Genomic DNA, 17,002 nt, shown 5'->3' with positions numbered 1-17,002 from the left:
CGCATGAATAAGTTTGAAAACGTGGATATTTTCGCTTCTCTTGACGCTATCATGCGGCAGAATACAGGATTTTTCCAAAGTGATTTTGACATTGACAAGGAGATTATCGCAAAAGCAGCGGCAAGCCCTAACAGAGAGGATAAGACGCTGCTATGGTTTTGCCGCCCGTCCGGGACGCATTGTTTTAAGGAGCGCGACGTGTTCCTAAAGGATACCGCCGCCCACAATACATGGTGTTTTTACAAAGAGCAGACCTGCGACCGCGTTCTTGCCTATGCCGTCGAGCTGACGGGCAGGGAGCGCGGGAAAATCAAAGGCAATCTTTATGAGCTTGACTATGCAAGGCAGTATGAGCGCGTTAAGGACAATGCGCTTGCCGCCGACACAGTCAAGTTGATTTATGAGCATGGGACAAGGGAGATACCCGCCGGACAGCATTTTAACGGAAATCCCGATACTTCTTTAGGGAAGTTTGAACACTTTGAAGCAGTACCCAACGACCCGGACGCGCTACAATTCCTTTTACGGGAAGAAAAGCAAAAACGGGATAAACTGACACCGGGCGACTTCAAGGAACATACCGCCGCCCTGCGTGCTGGGCTGATTGAAGCCGAAGCGCGGCGCATTGTGCAGGAAATGAAGCGCAGGGACACGCCCAATAGCCCTAATAGGACACATTTCATGGTGGAGCTGTCCCCGACATTTATGCAGCTTGCGTCCTCTAAGGACACCGACCGTCTGTTTTCCATGTTGCCCTATAAGACACTTTCCTTTTCCAAAATCGAGGGCAGACATGGAACATACGCCTTGATTGATAAAAATGAAAACCGGGGCACAGATATTCGCAGGGTGCGCCCCTCAATCCGGGCGCAGCTTGCCGCTGACAAAAGAAAAGCCGCCCCGAAAAAGGCGGCTGTAAAATCAAAAAATCACGAATTGGAGGTATGAGCATGATTAGACTGACAGTTGAAGAAACAAACCTGTTGAGCATTTACAATGAGGACGGCAAACGTGGGCTTACAGAAAACATCAACGCTGCGCTGCTGTTCATGGACGAGGATATGCGGGAACTGGCGAAACGCACCCTTGCGAAAATCGCACCTCTGACAGAAAATGAGTATGCGGAGCTTGCTATTTTCGCCGCTGATGAGGTATGACCGGGATAAAGCGGCTTACACCACCCCAAAGCCGGAAAGTCAACAGCCTTATAAAAAAGGAGTGCTGCAACTGCGATAACGGACACTGTATTTTACTGGACGACGGGGAGGAATGTGTCTGCCCGCAGCTTATTTCCTATTCGCTTCTTTGCAAATGGTTTCAGACCGCCGTATTGCCCCTTGATAAGCTGCTGTATGCAGAGCTTTTCAAGACCGAGGATAAAAAGCGTTGTACCGAGTGCGGAACTTCTTTTGCGTCCACCTCTAACAGCGTCAAATACTGCCCGGACTGCCGGAAGCGTATTACCCGCAGACAGGCAGCGGAGCGCATGAGAAAACGGCGCGCCCTTGTTACGTAGTAGGGGCAAAAAAAGCCTTGATTTACGGGGCTTTCAGTGCTTGAAAATGACGCGGCAAGGGTTTTATACCTTATCCCCTAAAAATGACGTTCTATTGCGTAACAGATACCAAAAACGCACCTACATAAAACAGGGCGCGGACAGTCTTTTGTTGGCTGTCTGCGCCCTGTTCTTTTACTTTATTCGTGCAGTTCTTCTATATCCTTTATTCGGTTTTCCAATAGGATATACAGCTCTCCATTCTCTCCCCTTATAACCAGAGTATCATTTTCATCGGAATAAGTTCCATATTCCACACATTCTATATATCCGATAAGTGTATTTCCGTCCTCAAAAGTAATTTGGATTTTACTGTCTGCGTTAATATAAGTTTCTACGCCATAACTGCCATTTTCTAATGTTATTCTGTAACATGGTGTAATACCAACCATTTTCATAATTATTCCCGTTCCTTTCCTTTCTTCCGTTCCGGCTCTTTGCCTTGCCGCAAAATATTGTCTATGTTCTGTTTGATAACGTCGTATTCCTTGACCTGTTTTTTCAGCTTGCCATAATCAGCGTAAAGGGCTTCTTTTTGCGCTTGTAGTTTCCCGTATTCTTCCTGCATGGCGGCAAGATTGGGGAGTTTAGTAACGCCCGCCGCTTTCAGTGTCTTTACTGCCGCTTCATGGAGTATCAGACTGCTTTCCTGCTTTGCCCGGTATGCGTCCTTATCCTTTGCCCTGCGGTATGCTTCATAGACAGGTTTTGTCTTTTGGTAGGTAGTAACGTGCTTCATCAGCACCGCCATATCTGCAAGACGCTTTTCCACGCTCTTTAATGCGTCTGCTGTCTTTTCATTTTCCGCATTTACTTCCTCAATCCGGCTGACTAAATCTGCGTACTGCTCAATCTTATGTTCTGTCAAGAAATTCATAGTCTTTGCAGCCAGTTTCAGATTATGGATTTTCGCCCACTGTTCATAGCCCCGGCTCTCTTGTGCCTTGATACTGTTTTCAATGTCAATAAGCAGCGATACGCCGCGCTGCTCTTTGGGAGCTTTCGCTGCCTTTGTGCGTTTGCCCTCTATCCGTTCTCTTATGGCTTCCTCTGTATAATCTGTACCGAGAGTTTTCAGACGGGTAAAGCGTTCCTGTCCGGGAGCGCGGCAGGAGATATATTTTCCCGGCTTTATCTCATAACCCGCTGCCTGTAACCGCTGCAACAATTCTTCAAAACTTGCTACTTGGGGGATAAGCGTATCAACGGCAATTTTCAGCTTGCCTTTCCAACTTGTACCGACCTTTTCCGCTTGATATTCTGCATAGCTTTTTCCCTTGCTGCCTTTGCCCGGAACGACAACAGACAGCCCGTTTTCCCGGCACAGCTTATCGCTCATGTTCCGTATGCCGTAGTAACTGCGCTTATTGGAATTGTACTTATGGTAGTCAACAAAATTGACCGCACAAAAAATGATATGGTTATGGATATGCCCTTTGTCTATGTGGGTAGTTAAGACGTATTCATGCTGTCCCTTTGTTACCGCGTCGGCAAGCTGCTTTCCGATTTCGTGGGCTTTCTCATAATCTACTTCTCCCGGCTCAAAGGACTGTATCAAATGGTGGGCGAGATTGTTTCCCTTATCTATGGCTTGTGCAAGCGTAAATCCAAACTCAATATCTGCCGTTTCATAGCTGCACCCAAAGGAGGACACAAGCATTTTCCCGTCTGTTTTATCCGGGTTTTGGATATAGTCAAGGGCTTTGCTCAACGTGCTTTTAATAGGCTTAATCTTTGTAACCGCCATATCTCCGCAAGCACCCCCTTTATTTCCTCTATGTCCTCTTGGTAAACGCTGCCTGTCGCATTGACACGCTTTGCAATCTGATTGATGTTGACCCCGATTTTCTGTATCTCTGCTGTCATGCCTTTTATATCGCTATGGTCTGTCTGAATGATATACCCGTCAATGGCAATCTTGCGAAGATACGCCGCCATGTTCCGGGTAGGGACAAGCTTCATTTTCTGTTCAATCAATGCCCTTTCTTCCTCTGTTACATAGAATTTGATTTGTATTTTTCTTTTGCGTCCGTTCATGCAATCGCTCCTTTCCATTCCGAGGGTTTGGGACACTTCCCAACAAGCAATTTTCAACCGACGCACCGCAGGACGGGAGGGCGAAAATACGGAAAAGGGTACTCTTTTCCTATGCTTGCTACGAAACTTTATCCCTTACTACCTACAACACCGGGAACGGCAAATTTGACGAACTTTCCCAAAAGAAAAACGCCGCAATCTGCGACGTTTCAATCACTCTATATAAACAAAAACGAGAGAACTTTATTCCCCCGTTTCGTCGTTGTTGGCTTCCTCTATTCCTTTTGCAGTAGCAGACAGGATTTTCAAATCTTTTTCGCTCATACCGTCAAGCATAGTATCGAGCTGACGGCGGCGCGTGGATTTCTCCTGTTCCCGTTCCGGGAAAAAGAACTGGTCTACTGATACATCAAGCAGGGTTACAAGCTCATATAAAATCTGTAAACTTGGGTGCTGCCCGCTGTTCTCAATGGACGCGATATATCGGGGCGCAATATTCAGCGTATCGGCTAACTGATTGCGTGATATTCCCTTTGCTTTTCTTGCTGCTTTAATGGCTTGCCCGAAAGCCTTAAAATCAAATTTTTCTTTGTTCTGCTTCATAGTCATTTCACCCAACTACATTGTATATTTCATCTTCCTTTCGAGATATGATTACACACAGCACATTATTGACTGAAATAGAGCATATCATATACTTGATATTATTCGGCTATCCGAGTATAATTATACTGGTAAAATTTGAGGAAAGGGCGTTTTGATTATGGAATATATGTCTTGTCCCGAAGCGGCAAAGAAATGGGGAATTTCTGAAAGACGAGTACAGATACTTTGTAGCGAAAATCGCATACCGGGCGTTTCAAAACTGGGGTATATGTGGCTGATACCAAAAAACGCGGAAAAACCTTTTGATATGAGAAAGAAACAACATAAAATGCAGATACAATAAACAAACAAATAAACCTTACAACAACTGTAAGTGGTGTGGTTGCTTCTTATGCAGTAAAATTATATTCGTAAGATAAGCGTAAGCAAAAAATGTGAGGTGTGAGATATGAATGATACAAAAAAACTATTAGAAGTACGCGACTTGCACAAAGCATATTCCAAAGAGGGGGTTCCAACAAAAGCACTAAACGGAATTACCTTTGATGTTCTGAATGGCGAATATTTGGGAATTATGGGAGCCAGCGGTTCTGGAAAAACAACATTGTTGAATTGTATTGCTACGGTCATTAAACCAACCTCTGGACAAATTTTACTTTCAGGTGCCAATATAAGCTCTTTTGATGGCACGAAGTTGGCTGAATATCGTGGCAACAAGATTGGTTATCTATTTCAAGATTTTGCTTTACTTGATAATCTAACTGGTAAAGAAAATATTATATTGCCTTTATCAATTCATAATATTGACATTGTTACAGCGGAAAAAAAGCTAAAAGATATAGCAGATTTTCTTGGAATTACAGACGTTCTTTCTAAATTTCCGTCACAAATGTCGGGCGGTCAAAAACAACGCGTAGCTGCTGCACGTAGTTTGATTTCTGACCCCGATATTATTTTGGCTGATGAACCTACAGGTGCATTAGATACAAAATCAGCACGTTTACTCATGGAGAAGTTACAGGAAATCAATCTTAGGCGTGGACGCACAATCCTAATGGTCACGCATGACCCTAACGCCGCGAGTTTCTGTTCTCGTATTTTGTTCATTCAAGACGGTGTTATTTTCCATGAGTTACGTCGTAAAATTCCAAATGAAACACAGGAAGATTTTTATGCACGTATTTTACAAGTGATGGCTCAAATGGGGGGAGGAAGTGCAAATGTTCTTTAATCTCACATGGCGAAACGCCAAACGGAGCCGTAGCGAAAACCTAATTTATTTTCTGACAATGATAACAGCCGTAGCAATGTTTTATATAGTGCTTTCTCTTGGACAACAGGACGTAATACGTTTTTTAAGTGAAATTGAGAGCGACGCAGTAGAACGGTTGCTTACTAATCTTTTACCGACGGTTTATCTTTGTGCTTTATTATTTGTGTTCTTTCTCGTAGTATTTGCAAACAAATATCAACTTGAATGTCGTAGTCGAGAACTGGGGCTTTATTTGATGTTTGGAATGACAAAGATTAAATTATTTATTCAAATAATGACAGAGGGGCTAATCACGTCGTTTTTAGCTCTTTTAGGAGGGCTTGTATGCGGTGGCTTTTTATCCGAAGCTATAAGTCTTACAACCGCGCGTTTAGTAGGGCATGGTATCATTACACACCAATTAAGTTTTTCTGTAAGTGCCGCTATTTTCACATCGTTAGGCTTCTTGATTATTCAGTTTGTAGCATTGTTTGTTCTATGCGGAAAGCTGTTCCGTAAAGAGCTACATCAACTTGTTTATGGAGAGATGGCGAAAAAGCAACGCACAGGGAATCCATATGTAAGTTTCGTATCGTTTGCTATAGGCACCGTAATTTTGCTTGTCGCGTACTGGATTGTTGTAGAGCATTTTATGGCTGCGAGTGGGGCAATGCTGCTTATTGCCGTTTTACTTGGAATTATCGGAACAATTCTATTTATTCGAGGACTTGCAAGAATTTTGAGTATATGGGCAGCTTCTATAAAACACAAAGCCACAAGAGGACTTTATGTATTTACTTTACGGCAGTTGCATGAAAATGTCGTTAATAAATATATTTCAATCAGCGTAGCGTCCATTCTGATGATGCTTACTATTATGTTAATTACCGACGGCTCAGTGCGCATAATGTCATATGGAAGTGAATTGACACGAGGTACTTCTGTTTATGACTTTACTGTAATGGGCAACGACCAAATTGTTGAGAAGTATCTTTCCAACGAACAAATTCGTCCTTATGTATCAAATCTGAACCGTATGGAAATAGGAAATATAAAATCCACTGCTTCGGATGGGATAAGTTCTCCTGTTGATTGGTCGAAATTTAGGAAACAAATCGTGCAGCATTTACCTCAAGATGTAGTAGACCCTGCCACACAAGAAGATGGTATGTATAGTTTTGGCTCCGACCAACCTGCTGCCTTAAACCTTTTAGGTCTTATTGATACTGGTAGTTCTTCTCCTTATTTGCTTCCTGTATCTTCCTATAATCGGTTATTGGATGCCGCGGGAGAAAAACAGATTAGCCTTGGGAACAATGAAGTTGTCTATTATCTCAACCCAGATTTTTTAGGTAATGCTCAAGATGAAACGGTTACACTGTTAAATCAAATTGCAGCAGACGCACAGGCGAATAATGAAGCGTTGCTTTCTATCAACGAAAGACCATTTTATCTTGTTCCCTCTGTACCGATGAAAGGGTTGACCGCAGATGAAAATATCAAGATTATAACTGCATTGATTGTTTCAGATGAGATATATTCAGAATTTGTAAATTCAGACACTTGTATGGTTTATTGGAACTTTTGTATTCCTAATGAACTTGTTGAAACAAAAGGTTTAATGTTACCGATTATGGAAGCTCGTGATTTGTTAAAACCATCTGGTCTATATTACGAAAGCTATCTTAATAATTTTGGGCGACAATTATTTTATGTTATTTCCGGAAGTTATACAACACTATACATGGGATTTATGTTTTTGATTATTGCGTGTGCATTACTTGCCCTGCAATTCTTGACGCAAATGCAAACTACAAAATCAAGGTATCTAACACTCTCTATTTTAGGAGCACGACGTGAACAAATTAAGCGTTCTATCAACCAACAAGTATTATGGTATTTCCTGCTTCCTCTTATATTAGCGTGTATCAGCGGAGCAGTAGGGATATATGCCATGCAGCTATATTTATATTCAGGAGCGGCACACCTTGAACAGTCCTATCCTCTTTTAATTGCTATGGCTGTTATTGTTGTTCTTGTTATGGTAATTTACGGTGTGGCTGTTGCTCGAACAGCTAATCGTGAAATAGGAAAGCTCAATTACAAGCCCAATTCTTAACAGGCTTATAAATATTATGGGAAAGGAGGCGGACATATTGGCAAAGATAGTTGTGGTTGAAGATGATGTTTATATGCGAGAAGAACTGTTGAACTTATTAGAAAAATCGGGATATGATACGATTGGATTATCGGATTTTGAAAACGCAGTATCAGAAATAGCAGCATATTTTCCCGACTTAATTTTGCTTGACATCAATCTTCCCTTTCGTTCGGGTTTTGAAATATGTAAAGAGTTGAAAGCTAAACAGATTGGTACGGTACTCGTATTGACTGCAAGAGATAAATTGCAGGACGAACTGCACGCATTAGACTTGGGGGCTGATGACTATTTAACAAAACCTTGTAATATGTCACGTTTACTTGCCCGAATTAAAAATCTTCTTCGACGTAAAGAAGAACAGGTACAGCAAGGGTTACTTGATGGAGGTGGTTTTTTACTTGACCCGAATACCTTTACAATTTATGTAGGGAATAGCTCTTACCTTATGCCACCGAACGAAGGAAAAATATTACTTGCTCTCTTGAAAAATAGCCCTAAGATTGTTTCTAAAAAAGAATTATGCATTAGACTATGGGGAACAGAAGAATTTATAGACGAAAATGCATTACAAGTAAATTTTACTCGGCTGCGAAAAACGCTTCGTGAATTTGGTCTTGAAGAACGTATAGAAACAGTGCGCGGTCAAGGCTACCGCTTGAAAGAGCAGGTGCGCTTATGAATAAGTTGAAAATACTTTTAATCTATATTTCCTCTAACCGGGTATGGATTATTACACTTGCCTGTTTGGACTTGTTCTTTATATTTCTTGCTTGGTTGGCTAACCCTGATTATTTTATAAATTATGCTGCATTGATAATTTTTGTGTCATTTGCCGCACTTGCTATTCCTCTTGCTATATCAATCAGAAAACGTAACAAGGCAGACGCTATTTTTCGGCGTTTTCTATTAGAGCCGGACGATACCAACGAATACTTACTGTGTGAAGCTGTTCCCGCTGTAATACGCCCTCTTATCTGTGAATTGGGAAAACATTTGAGGACGCAGCAAGAATATATCAACGAACAGAAAATTACAGTTACAGACTATGAACACTATGTTGAAAATTGGGTGCATGAAATCAAAAAACCACTATCCCTTATGACCTTGCTACTGGATAATCGAAAAGATGAAATGTCCCCTTTGGTTCATACTCGTATGCTTTATGTACGCGACCATACCCGACAGGATATAGAACAAATTCTATACTTTTCAAGGCTTGGGGCTACACATAAGGATTACTCTTTTGAGTCGCTTTCAATTCTTGGAACTTGCCGTGAAGCAGTTGAAGATAATTTAACGCTTCTTGAAGAAGCCGGATTTTCTATTGAATATACCGAAAACGATTATCAAGTGATTTCTGACAAAAAAGGTCTGATGTTCATTTTAGGACAGATAATCAGTAATAGTGTGAAATATGTGGGAAACAACCTTGCCCCACGGCTCATATTTTCCATAGCTGATAGTATGAATAGTGAACAGATTTCTTTATCTATCAAAGACAACGGCACAAGCATACCATTGTCTGACTTACCCTTTGTTTTCGACAAGGGGTTTACCGGAGATACGGGCAGTTACCTTAGTCGTTCTACAGGTATGGGCTTATACCTTGTTCAGAAAATGGCAACTGACTTATTTATCACGGTGGAGCTTAAAAACAATTCATACGGTGGAACAACCGTAACCTTGACGTTTCCAAAAGTGTAACGTCTATTTGGGAGGTAGTGAAATGCAGTTACAGAATGAAATAGTAAAAAAGCACACGCCAATAAAAAGCTTGCTCATTGATTGGTTAATTATATTTGGAACGTATCTTTTTATCCGCATATTCTTTGCCCTCTTTGGGCTTCATCAGAATATTGTCCTCTTGGGCTGTTGCCTTGCGATATTGCCCTATCTTTTTGGGGCGTTATATTTACAGAAATCCCACAAGCAATGTCAATTATGGCTTGCTGCATTGGCTATTTTAATACCGTCGGTCGTTGAAAAAGCAGCAATATATTTATTTGGTGCGTACTTATACAATTTAAGACCGATAAATGTTGTAGGAGTTATGGAAGCGATTAAGAGTAACGCACCATATACAAACTTCATTAAAAATCAATCAGCACAGAATTTAATAAATCTATCATATTTTAATTGGACATATATTCTATGCAGTATAGCTATTTCTGTTTTGGTTATCCTGCTTTTACATAAGACAAAACAAAAAAGTAATAAAGGATAATGAGAAATTTTTGAAATTGACATAGTATAGAACATCTGCCGGACGACGGCAAAGAAAAAAAGCCGTCGCAACGCAGACAGGTTTTCACGCGCCTATTCTATTTCGGCGGCTTTGATTTTCAGAGCCGCCGTTTCTTTTTATCTATCTAAATTCTAACGATAACTCTCCTACTAGATAAAGACATGGCGGTATCAAGGAGGTATCGTCATGTCCTTTTTCCTATGCCCTAATAGACTGTTATCAAAAAAAGCCATTACCCGCCAACGGGTTATTCTGGCTACATAGATGAACTCACAAATCATACATATACTTTTGATAATTCCTTTGCGCCTGTCTGCAATTTGCAGACGGGCGCATTTTGTATTTTATCAAAAAACTTTTTCAAAAAATTTCTAAAACCAACGTCCATTTTGAAGTGCGTTGGTTTGAGGGTTTACGAAAGGGGACATTTCAAACTCCACCGCTTTCGCGGCAGCGAAAGGAGGTGAGAACATGAACGAGCCTATTCGTACCCAATGGCAAATCCGTTGTGCTTTTAACGGCTTTTGCAAACTGGCGTTGAAGCGAGAAGCTATGAATGCCCACAGGGACACAAAGCAGCGACAATTACGCGAGGTTACTTTTTCTGACCTGTCGCCACTGGAAGAAAAACAGCTCTACGTCTGCGACGAGTATTTTGCAGATGATGAAGCAGAACAGTCTTTCGTTGTCGGCGGCAAAGAAATTACTGCGAAGCTGCTTGCCGAAGCCCTGCACAGTTTGCCGGAAGAAAAGCGGGAAACCGTACTGCTGTATTATTTCTTTGACATGAGCGAACGCGAGATTGCAAAGTTTTGTAATCTGTCAAGGACAACGGTACAGTCCCGCCGGACAAGCTCAATGAAGCTGTTAAAACGCTATTTGGAGGAAAAAGCCTATGACTGCACAGATTAGTAAATCAGAACAGGACGAACGCGGCTTGTTGCCTTACCCGGTAATCATAGCCGCTACTAAGGGCGACCCGGAAGCTATGAACATTGTCGTACAGCATTACGAAAGCTACATAGCGTCCCTGTCTATGCGAAAGCTGCGTGATGAGCGCGGAAATATCTATTGGGGCATAGATGAGGATATACGCGACCGCTTGCGTTCGCGTCTTATGCGGGCTGTCCTTTCATTCAAGGTTTGAGATAACCACAAGCAGCGTCCCTCTTTCCGCTGCCTGTTGACTTGACCTTACTTGCTCTTTGACAAAGAAAGCGACGCAAGATAACGGCGACGCAGTATAGGGCAAATCGGATACGTCCTTTTTGCGTTGAGCCATACGGCAGGTGCGCCATGACGCTTTTCTTCTATTGGAGAAAGTCGAGCGACCACCACCACGCCGGGGAACAAGTGTAGCGGCTTGTGGGCGACGACACGCACTAAGGGTAGACAAGCCTTTATAGCCATAGTCCGAGCGTTAAAAGCGTCGCAGGCATTGGGTAGAGCTGCCTTAACGGGCAGGGGTGGAACTCCCGCGAGGTTGTGCTAACAGCCGTCCGATTAAAGCCCCTTTTACTATTCACTTTTCCTAATATTGAAAGGGGGACGATACTATGAGTAACGCCGACGTGCCTATTTGGGAAAAATACACGCTTACGATAGATGAAGCAGCTAAATACTTCCGTATCGGAGAAAACAAGCTGCGTAAATTAGCCGAGGAAAATCCTGCCGCCGGGTGGGTTATTATGAACGGCAACCGTATTCAAATCAAGCGCAAACAGTTTGAAAAAATGATTGATACCATAGACACAATCTGATAGTGAAATTGAGCCTTGAATGTGCTATAATGGGATAAGCATATCAAGGCTCTTTCCGTCTTGGAAAGGAGCATTGAAAAATGTCAAAGAAAAGACGTGACAGCAAAAATCGAGTTTTGCGGTCGGGAGAGAGCCAGAGAAAAGACGGAAGATATGCTTACAAATATATAGATACCTTTGGTAATCCGCAGTTTGTGTATGCGTGGAAGTTAGTACCTACGGACAAGACCCCTGCCGGAAAGCGTGAGGATATATCCCTACGAGAAAAGGTAAAAGAGATACAGAAAGACCTTGACGACGGGATAGACACCATAGGCAAGAAAATGACGGTCTGCCAACTTTATGCAAAGCAGATACGCCACCGGGGAAATGTAAGGTACAATACGAAAAACGGACGCAAGCGGCTGATGAAGCTACTGGAAGAAGATAAACTTGGGGGCTGCCCGATTGACAGCGTGAAGCTGTCCGACGCGAAAGAATGGGCAATCCGCATGAAAGAAAAAGGAATTTCCTATAAGACTATCAGTAATGACAAGCGTTCCTTGAAAGCTGCCTTTTACACAGCGATACAGGACGATTGCATAAGGAAAAATCCTTTTGACTTCCAGTTAAACACTGTCATTGAAGATGATACAGAACCAAAGGTTCCGCTAACACCAGCGCAGGAAGAAAGTTTTTTGTCCTTTGCTCAAAATGACAAAGTTTATCAGAAGTATTATGACGAGCTTATTATTTTGCTTGGGACAGGGCTTCGTATCTCTGAACTTTGCGGGCTGACCGATACTGACATTAACTTTGAGAATAGGATAATCAATGTAGACCACCAACTTTTAAGAAGTGCGGAAACAGGATATTACATTGAAACACCAAAAACGAAAAGCGGTATTCGTCAAATTCCAATGAGCGAAAAAGTATATGAAGCATTTAACCGAGTGCTGAAACGGCGCAGGGGTGCAAAAGCTGTTACTATTGACGGTTACAGCAACTTCCTTTTCCTCAACCGGGACGGCTACCCGAAAACAGCTACCAATTATGACGGTATGTTTAGGGGGCTTGCAAAGAAGTACAACAAGTACCATGAGGAAGCTCTACCGAAAGTAATGACACCGCACACCTTACGTCATACGTTCTGTACCAACATGGCAAATGCCGGAATGAACCCGAAAGCATTACAGTACATTATGGGACATTCCAACATTACTATGACGCTGAACTATTACGCACACGCTACTTTCGACAGCGCAAAAGCTGAAATGCTGCGGATAGCAGCTTAGTAGTAAATCAAGGTTTTACTACTTCTTTACTACTTTTGAAAGCAAAAACCTAAGCGGATATAAAAATATATGTGAGTTTCTTCCGATACGAAAAATGCCGGAAAAGCCTGTAAATACGGGCTATACCGGCATATAAGAACTTCTAAAAAGATAATCAAAATTCATATCTAATTTTTTAATAAAACTTGAAAAAATGTAAAGATTCCTATAAAGAAATGTAATAAAAATTTATACCCCCGCAATAAAAAGGAAAAAGAATTGAATTTAAAAGGTTCTTCTATGATCGAATAAAAATCATAGGAGAACTTTTTTTGCAAAAACAGGATTGCGAGGCAGAAAGGCTACGTTTATAATAAAGAATAGAGAATATAAGGGGAAAAAGAAAGATGGCAGAAGAGTTAAAAACGAGAAGAATAAACCGGGAGGATATGCTGGAGCTGACGCGTCGCATGACAATAAGCCGTAACTGTTTTTCGAGAGTTGCAGGAGCGTATTTTGATGAAGAAGGATATGTGGATGGTACATTTAATATTCATTTCTTGAAATTATCAAAAGCGGATCAGGGAAAAAATTTGAAGCTTGCAAAGGCAATCCCGTTTGCAGATACAAACAGGCAATTAAAAGAATATGTATTTCCGGAGACGGCAAAAAAGCCGGGAAGTATTTGGCAGCTTCTGATGGCATTGAAAGAGTGTGAACTCAAAAATGACGGACTTCTGGAAACATTTTACGAAATCCTGGGAGAGAAGCTTAACCAAAACAGGGAATATGGATTTTATCTGTTTTATGGCTGCTATGATGTGCCGAGAAAAGGCAACGACAAGACAGAACAGTGGGAATCCGAAGAAGTATATCCGTTCCTGACAGGTGTATTTGCGCCGGTCAGTGGAGATTACGAGATGGGCGAGCCGCAGTTTGGCTTTTTATTTCCGGCATTTTCGGACCGGAGTGGAGATCCCGGAGCAATTGCATGGTATGAGAAGAATGCAGACAGACCACATGAGGAATTCTTACAGCTGTTGCAATTAATGTGATTACAGAGTTTGCGCTTGATTCTGACAGAAGATAGAAAAATCAGCAAAAGACAGAAGTATTATTTAAAGGGGGATAAAAGATGTATTATGTACCTGATGGCACACAGATGTGTGGCTATTATGAATGTGAAGAGTGTGGGAATCGTTTCTTATCACTTACGGTAAGACCACAGATGGTCTGTCCGGCATGCGGTGAGCAGCCGGATATGGAGATCGGCCCGGATGAGCCGATGCCTGTAATAGAAGAAACGGCAAAATTATTACAGGTAATCCAGGGCGAAAATGAAGTAGAGAAAATGGATGCTTTGATTTCCCTTGCAGTAACAGGCGGAAATGAAGAGTGGATATAACGAGCATAAAATACAGCAAAATCCTGATAGTTTGCACCCGCTAACGATTAGATAAAAAAGAGGAAAGTAAAAAACCGCATTGCAGCAAGTTTAATCGCTGCTGTAATGCGGTTTTATAATTTTTATAATATTCGGAAAAGTCACCAGTGACAGTATCACGGGTTACAGTTCTTGCACGGCTCATACCCCGAATTGATGAGCTCAGAGCGTTTCCCGGTATATGTTTTCTTATTCTTATCTTTCATCATCTTCACGCTCCGGCAGTCCGGTTTGTGAAATTTGTTCGTGTTCTCGTTAATGATGTAAGTTCCTTTTGCGGAACTCTGTTCGGAACGGCGTGAATCTTTCGCAGAGCTGTCGCCAGTCTCATAATCAATCTTGATTCCCGGCTGTACGTTATACACATATACGCAGTAGGAAATGCCTTTGCCTTTGTCCTCAACAGATTCCGCTTCCATCAGTACACCGTCAGCCAGTAAGTTATCATCCGTATATATCGGCGTTACCCGGTACAGAACGTGGTTGTTTGTCTCTTTTACATAGTCAGCAACCATATTTTCAAAAGGCAGCATGCCATCTACATTCAGATAACGCGTTCCGGTCATGAGATTACTTTCGTTTGCATTTTCTGCGGTGAGCTGATAACCGATCAGATGACAGCGGTTGTAGAGGTATTTGCCGTCTACGTTGTTGTACTTCACTGTGTGCCAGCCGGAAGGTTTGACCATACCGATCCGTCCGCGCTTTTCCGTTGGCATGGTTGCTTTGCAGACATTGGCATAAGCAGTGCGGCAGCGGCCGAGCGCATCTAATTTGCTGTACTTTTCAAAGACTTTTTTCGTCAGGTCCGACTTCTTAAAAAACGGTACATTGTTATGAACCTTGATATAAGGCGAACCAGAGTACTTCGGTATCTTAGAAGTACTTACTGCCGAAGCTTTTGCCTTAGAAGCGGCAGCCTTTGTCTTGCCTGCGGTATCAGAACCGGCAGTATTACCGGCATCCGCCTGTGCAGATGTATCATCCGAACTGTCTTCGGCATTCGTATTTTGATCTTCAGATGAAGCAGATTCCTGCGTAGTTGTTTCTTTAGAAGACGAAGACTGTGAACTGTCCCCGGCATCCGCACAGCCACCGAGCACCAGCACACCGGCAAGTATAATATTTGCAAGTAATAACTTTAATTTTTTCATCTTGTCCATATCTCTCTCGTTATCTTATCGTGTGAAAATCCCTTGAACTCCTTCTGGTCTGCCAGAGTCCAGCCGTGCAGATCAATGTCAAAATAATAATCAGCCGGGTAAACACGATTCCAGTGATACAGAACAATCTCATCCAGTCTCGATTCATCAATCAAATATTGTCCGTTTTCAATAAAACAATAGTCGTTGTCATCTGCCTGGATCAGAAAATTATTTGCCACCTGGATTCGGGATGTATCGTCCGTCTCAAACTGTTCCAGACTGTATTCATTCATCCAGATCCGTTCCGGCATCGTATAGGCAAGAATGTCATGACGCACTTCGCGGTCCTTCGACTGACGACGCCGGTTGAACATCATGCCATTGTTGTCATCAACGCAAATAATAAGTTTCATGTAAGCTCCCCTTTCCCTTACTAATGGTAGTGGTTTTATTATACCACAGATGACGAAACTATGTTCGTATAAATTTTACCAGAAATGAATCGTTTAAAATTAAAAGTTGCACTTGTGCTTTCCGGAAGAAGTCACAACTATGAATCCGAGAGAGTGGCATTTACAGCCGTCAATAAATTACATCAGAAATTCCGGGAGCATCATAAATCCATGTGTTGCCGAGGGCATTCTTGAATTTATTGACAAGATATCAGAAAATGTATAGGACGGAACCGGCTTAAACGATTGTACCGGGATGCATTTCGATATTATTTACTGAGAATATCTACAGTATGCGATCCGGCACCGACAAGCTCCGGACGTTCACATATGGTCAGATGATAACGGATAAATGCTTCAAAGGTGGTTTCATCCATTGCATTTAATACCGGACGCATATAATCCGAAGGACCGTCGGCTGAAATGACCTTAATCCGTTTCAGACCGGCGGCTTTATTATAGGCATCCATATCTTCAAGCCGTACATAATCATAGAGATCTTCCGCTTCCGGCTGTACACGGAAATCTTTGCTGATCTTGCCATTTTCCAGACATTCGAGAATGTGATTCTGCCTGAACCCGTAAGTCAGGATACTGTATTCATTCATGCAGTATGCAACAAGCATGACACCATCATCTTTCAGAACACGTTTCGCTTCTTTCAAAGCCTGTACTTTCTCTTCTGTCGTGAGCAGATGATACATCGGCCCAAAGACAAGCACCATGTCAAATTCTTTGTCCGGGAACCGTGAAAGCTTCAGGGCATTTCCCTGATAAGCTTTGACGGTACTGTTTTTCTGCTTTAAAATCCCAAGATTGTATTTTACAAGCTCGACAGCCGTAACATCGTAGCCTTCTTCGGCGAGTGCGACACTGTAACGTCCGGTTCCTGCGCCGACATCCAATATTTTCGCATGAGGATCATCCGGCAAATAGGCGTGGATATATTTCATGGAAGTTGTAAATTCTACCTGCCCGTGCCGGCTATTCAGACGCTTCTCTTCATTAAATTTATTATAGTATTTTTCTAATTCTGTCATCATAGTAAATAAGGCTCCTTCATAAGTCGCTGAGTTCGTTTAAAAGTATAGC

At 42.1% G+C, this 17,002-nt stretch carries 22 protein-coding genes; 15 read left to right on the top strand and 7 right to left on the bottom strand.

The annotated features are described in order from the left end of the window. Window positions 1–3: 3 nt before the first annotated feature. Genes DWY31_RS08025 through DWY31_RS08015 form a run of 3 tightly spaced genes read left to right on the top strand, consistent with a single transcriptional unit; the run spans window position 4 to window position 1,516 of the window. Window positions 4–948: a hypothetical protein gene (locus DWY31_RS08025; RefSeq protein WP_055153478.1), complete on the top strand. Its 945-nt coding sequence runs from the start codon at window positions 4–6 to the stop codon at window positions 946–948. After that, window positions 945–1,157, top strand: a complete 213-nt coding sequence (locus tag DWY31_RS08020) for a transposon-transfer assisting family protein (protein ID WP_442873163.1) — start codon at window positions 945–947, stop codon at window positions 1,155–1,157. Before DWY31_RS08025 ends, DWY31_RS08020 begins: the two co-directional genes overlap by 4 nt. Next, complete coding sequence (locus DWY31_RS08015; RefSeq protein ID WP_002610343.1) at window positions 1,154–1,516, top strand: cysteine-rich VLP domain-containing protein; 363 nt, start codon at window positions 1,154–1,156, stop codon at window positions 1,514–1,516. The genes DWY31_RS08020 and DWY31_RS08015 overlap by 4 nt, the downstream gene beginning before the upstream one ends. A 179-nt stretch (window positions 1,517–1,695) precedes the next feature. Here DWY31_RS08015 and DWY31_RS08010 read toward each other — a convergent pair whose 3' ends face one another. From DWY31_RS08010 to DWY31_RS07995, 4 genes are all read right to left on the bottom strand, one after another. Next, complete coding sequence (locus tag DWY31_RS08010; protein WP_002610344.1) at window positions 1,696–1,953, bottom strand: hypothetical protein; 258 nt, start codon at window positions 1,951–1,953, stop codon at window positions 1,696–1,698. 2 nt (window positions 1,954–1,955) lie between these two features. Then, window positions 1,956–3,302: a relaxase/mobilization nuclease domain-containing protein gene (locus DWY31_RS08005; RefSeq protein WP_002610346.1), complete on the bottom strand. Its 1,347-nt coding sequence runs from the start codon at window positions 3,300–3,302 to the stop codon at window positions 1,956–1,958. Next, window positions 3,263–3,592 carry a plasmid mobilization protein gene (locus DWY31_RS08000; RefSeq protein ID WP_002610348.1) on the bottom strand — a complete coding sequence of 110 codons (330 nt, stop codon included), beginning with the start codon at window positions 3,590–3,592 and terminating at the stop codon, window positions 3,263–3,265. Before DWY31_RS08000 ends, DWY31_RS08005 begins: the two co-directional genes overlap by 40 nt. Window positions 3,593–3,835: 243 nt before the next feature. Further along, window positions 3,836–4,195 carry a helix-turn-helix transcriptional regulator gene (locus DWY31_RS07995; protein ID WP_286439335.1) on the bottom strand — a complete coding sequence of 120 codons (360 nt, stop codon included), beginning with the start codon at window positions 4,193–4,195 and terminating at the stop codon, window positions 3,836–3,838. Between the two features lie 160 nt (window positions 4,196–4,355). Here DWY31_RS07995 and DWY31_RS14165 point away from each other — a divergent pair, with 160 nt between their 5' ends. The 12 genes from DWY31_RS14165 (at window position 4,356) to DWY31_RS07935 (ending at window position 14,274) form a co-directional block, all read left to right on the top strand. Continuing rightward, complete coding sequence (locus tag DWY31_RS14165; RefSeq protein WP_003533355.1) at window positions 4,356–4,541, top strand: helix-turn-helix domain-containing protein; 186 nt, start codon at window positions 4,356–4,358, stop codon at window positions 4,539–4,541. Between the two features lie 105 nt (window positions 4,542–4,646). Further along, window positions 4,647–5,429: an ABC transporter ATP-binding protein gene (locus DWY31_RS07985; protein ID WP_002610352.1), complete on the top strand. Its 783-nt coding sequence runs from the start codon at window positions 4,647–4,649 to the stop codon at window positions 5,427–5,429. After that, entirely contained in the window at window positions 5,419–7,569 is a 2,151-nt protein-coding gene (locus tag DWY31_RS07980) for an ABC transporter permease (protein ID WP_002610354.1), read from the top strand. The genes DWY31_RS07985 and DWY31_RS07980 overlap by 11 nt, the downstream gene beginning before the upstream one ends. Window positions 7,570–7,606: 37 nt before the next feature. Continuing rightward, on the top strand, window positions 7,607–8,290 hold the full coding sequence (locus DWY31_RS07975; protein WP_008727270.1) for a response regulator transcription factor: 684 nt from the start codon (window positions 7,607–7,609) through the stop codon (window positions 8,288–8,290). Further along, window positions 8,287–9,315 (top strand): sensor histidine kinase, encoded by a 1,029-nt coding sequence (locus tag DWY31_RS07970; RefSeq protein ID WP_002610358.1) that lies wholly within the window; start codon window positions 8,287–8,289, stop codon window positions 9,313–9,315. The genes DWY31_RS07975 and DWY31_RS07970 overlap by 4 nt, the downstream gene beginning before the upstream one ends. Before the next feature lie 22 nt (window positions 9,316–9,337). After that, window positions 9,338–9,835: a hypothetical protein gene (locus DWY31_RS07965; protein WP_002610362.1), complete on the top strand. Its 498-nt coding sequence runs from the start codon at window positions 9,338–9,340 to the stop codon at window positions 9,833–9,835. A 492-nt stretch (window positions 9,836–10,327) separates the two neighbouring features. Further along, window positions 10,328–10,768: an RNA polymerase sigma factor gene (locus DWY31_RS07960; RefSeq protein ID WP_002610364.1), complete on the top strand. Its 441-nt coding sequence runs from the start codon at window positions 10,328–10,330 to the stop codon at window positions 10,766–10,768. Then, entirely contained in the window at window positions 10,752–11,003 is a 252-nt protein-coding gene (locus tag DWY31_RS07955) for a helix-turn-helix domain-containing protein (protein WP_002610366.1), read from the top strand. The genes DWY31_RS07960 and DWY31_RS07955 overlap by 17 nt, the downstream gene beginning before the upstream one ends. A 409-nt stretch (window positions 11,004–11,412) precedes the next feature. Further along, window positions 11,413–11,616, top strand: a complete 204-nt coding sequence (locus DWY31_RS07950; RefSeq protein WP_002610370.1) for an excisionase — start codon at window positions 11,413–11,415, stop codon at window positions 11,614–11,616. A gap of 80 nt (window positions 11,617–11,696) precedes the next feature. Continuing rightward, the gene (locus tag DWY31_RS07945; protein ID WP_002610375.1) at window positions 11,697–12,890 is read left to right on the top strand and encodes a site-specific integrase; all 1,194 of its coding nucleotides are present in this window, start codon (window positions 11,697–11,699) and stop codon (window positions 12,888–12,890) included. A 386-nt stretch (window positions 12,891–13,276) separates the two neighbouring features. After that, entirely contained in the window at window positions 13,277–13,924 is a 648-nt protein-coding gene (locus tag DWY31_RS07940) for a DUF4317 family protein (protein WP_118519968.1), read from the top strand. Between the two features lie 80 nt (window positions 13,925–14,004). Next, complete coding sequence (locus DWY31_RS07935) at window positions 14,005–14,274, top strand: hypothetical protein (RefSeq protein WP_118519967.1); 270 nt, start codon at window positions 14,005–14,007, stop codon at window positions 14,272–14,274. A 155-nt stretch (window positions 14,275–14,429) separates the two neighbouring features. On the opposite strand, the gene DWY31_RS07930 is transcribed toward DWY31_RS07935, so the two are convergent. From DWY31_RS07930 to DWY31_RS07920, 3 genes are all read right to left on the bottom strand, one after another. Then, window positions 14,430–15,467 carry a DNA/RNA non-specific endonuclease gene (locus tag DWY31_RS07930; RefSeq protein ID WP_118520047.1) on the bottom strand — a complete coding sequence of 346 codons (1,038 nt, stop codon included), beginning with the start codon at window positions 15,465–15,467 and terminating at the stop codon, window positions 14,430–14,432. Next, a complete protein-coding gene (locus DWY31_RS07925) occupies window positions 15,464–15,871 on the bottom strand; it encodes a ribonuclease Z (protein WP_117537052.1) in 408 nt (135 codons plus the stop codon). The genes DWY31_RS07930 and DWY31_RS07925 overlap by 4 nt, the downstream gene beginning before the upstream one ends. A 308-nt stretch (window positions 15,872–16,179) precedes the next feature. Beyond that, window positions 16,180–16,953, bottom strand: coding sequence for a class I SAM-dependent methyltransferase (locus tag DWY31_RS07920; protein ID WP_118519966.1), 774 nt, complete (start codon window positions 16,951–16,953; stop codon window positions 16,180–16,182). Window positions 16,954–17,002 lie beyond the last annotated feature (49 nt).

This window comes from Dorea sp. AF24-7LB (assembly GCF_003478575.1).
In the GTDB taxonomy this organism is placed as follows: Bacteria; Bacillota; Clostridia; order Lachnospirales; family Lachnospiraceae; genus Dorea_D; species Dorea_D hominis.
The sequence above is the reverse complement of the archived record's forward strand: the minus strand, read 5'-3'. Positions and strand labels throughout refer to the sequence as shown.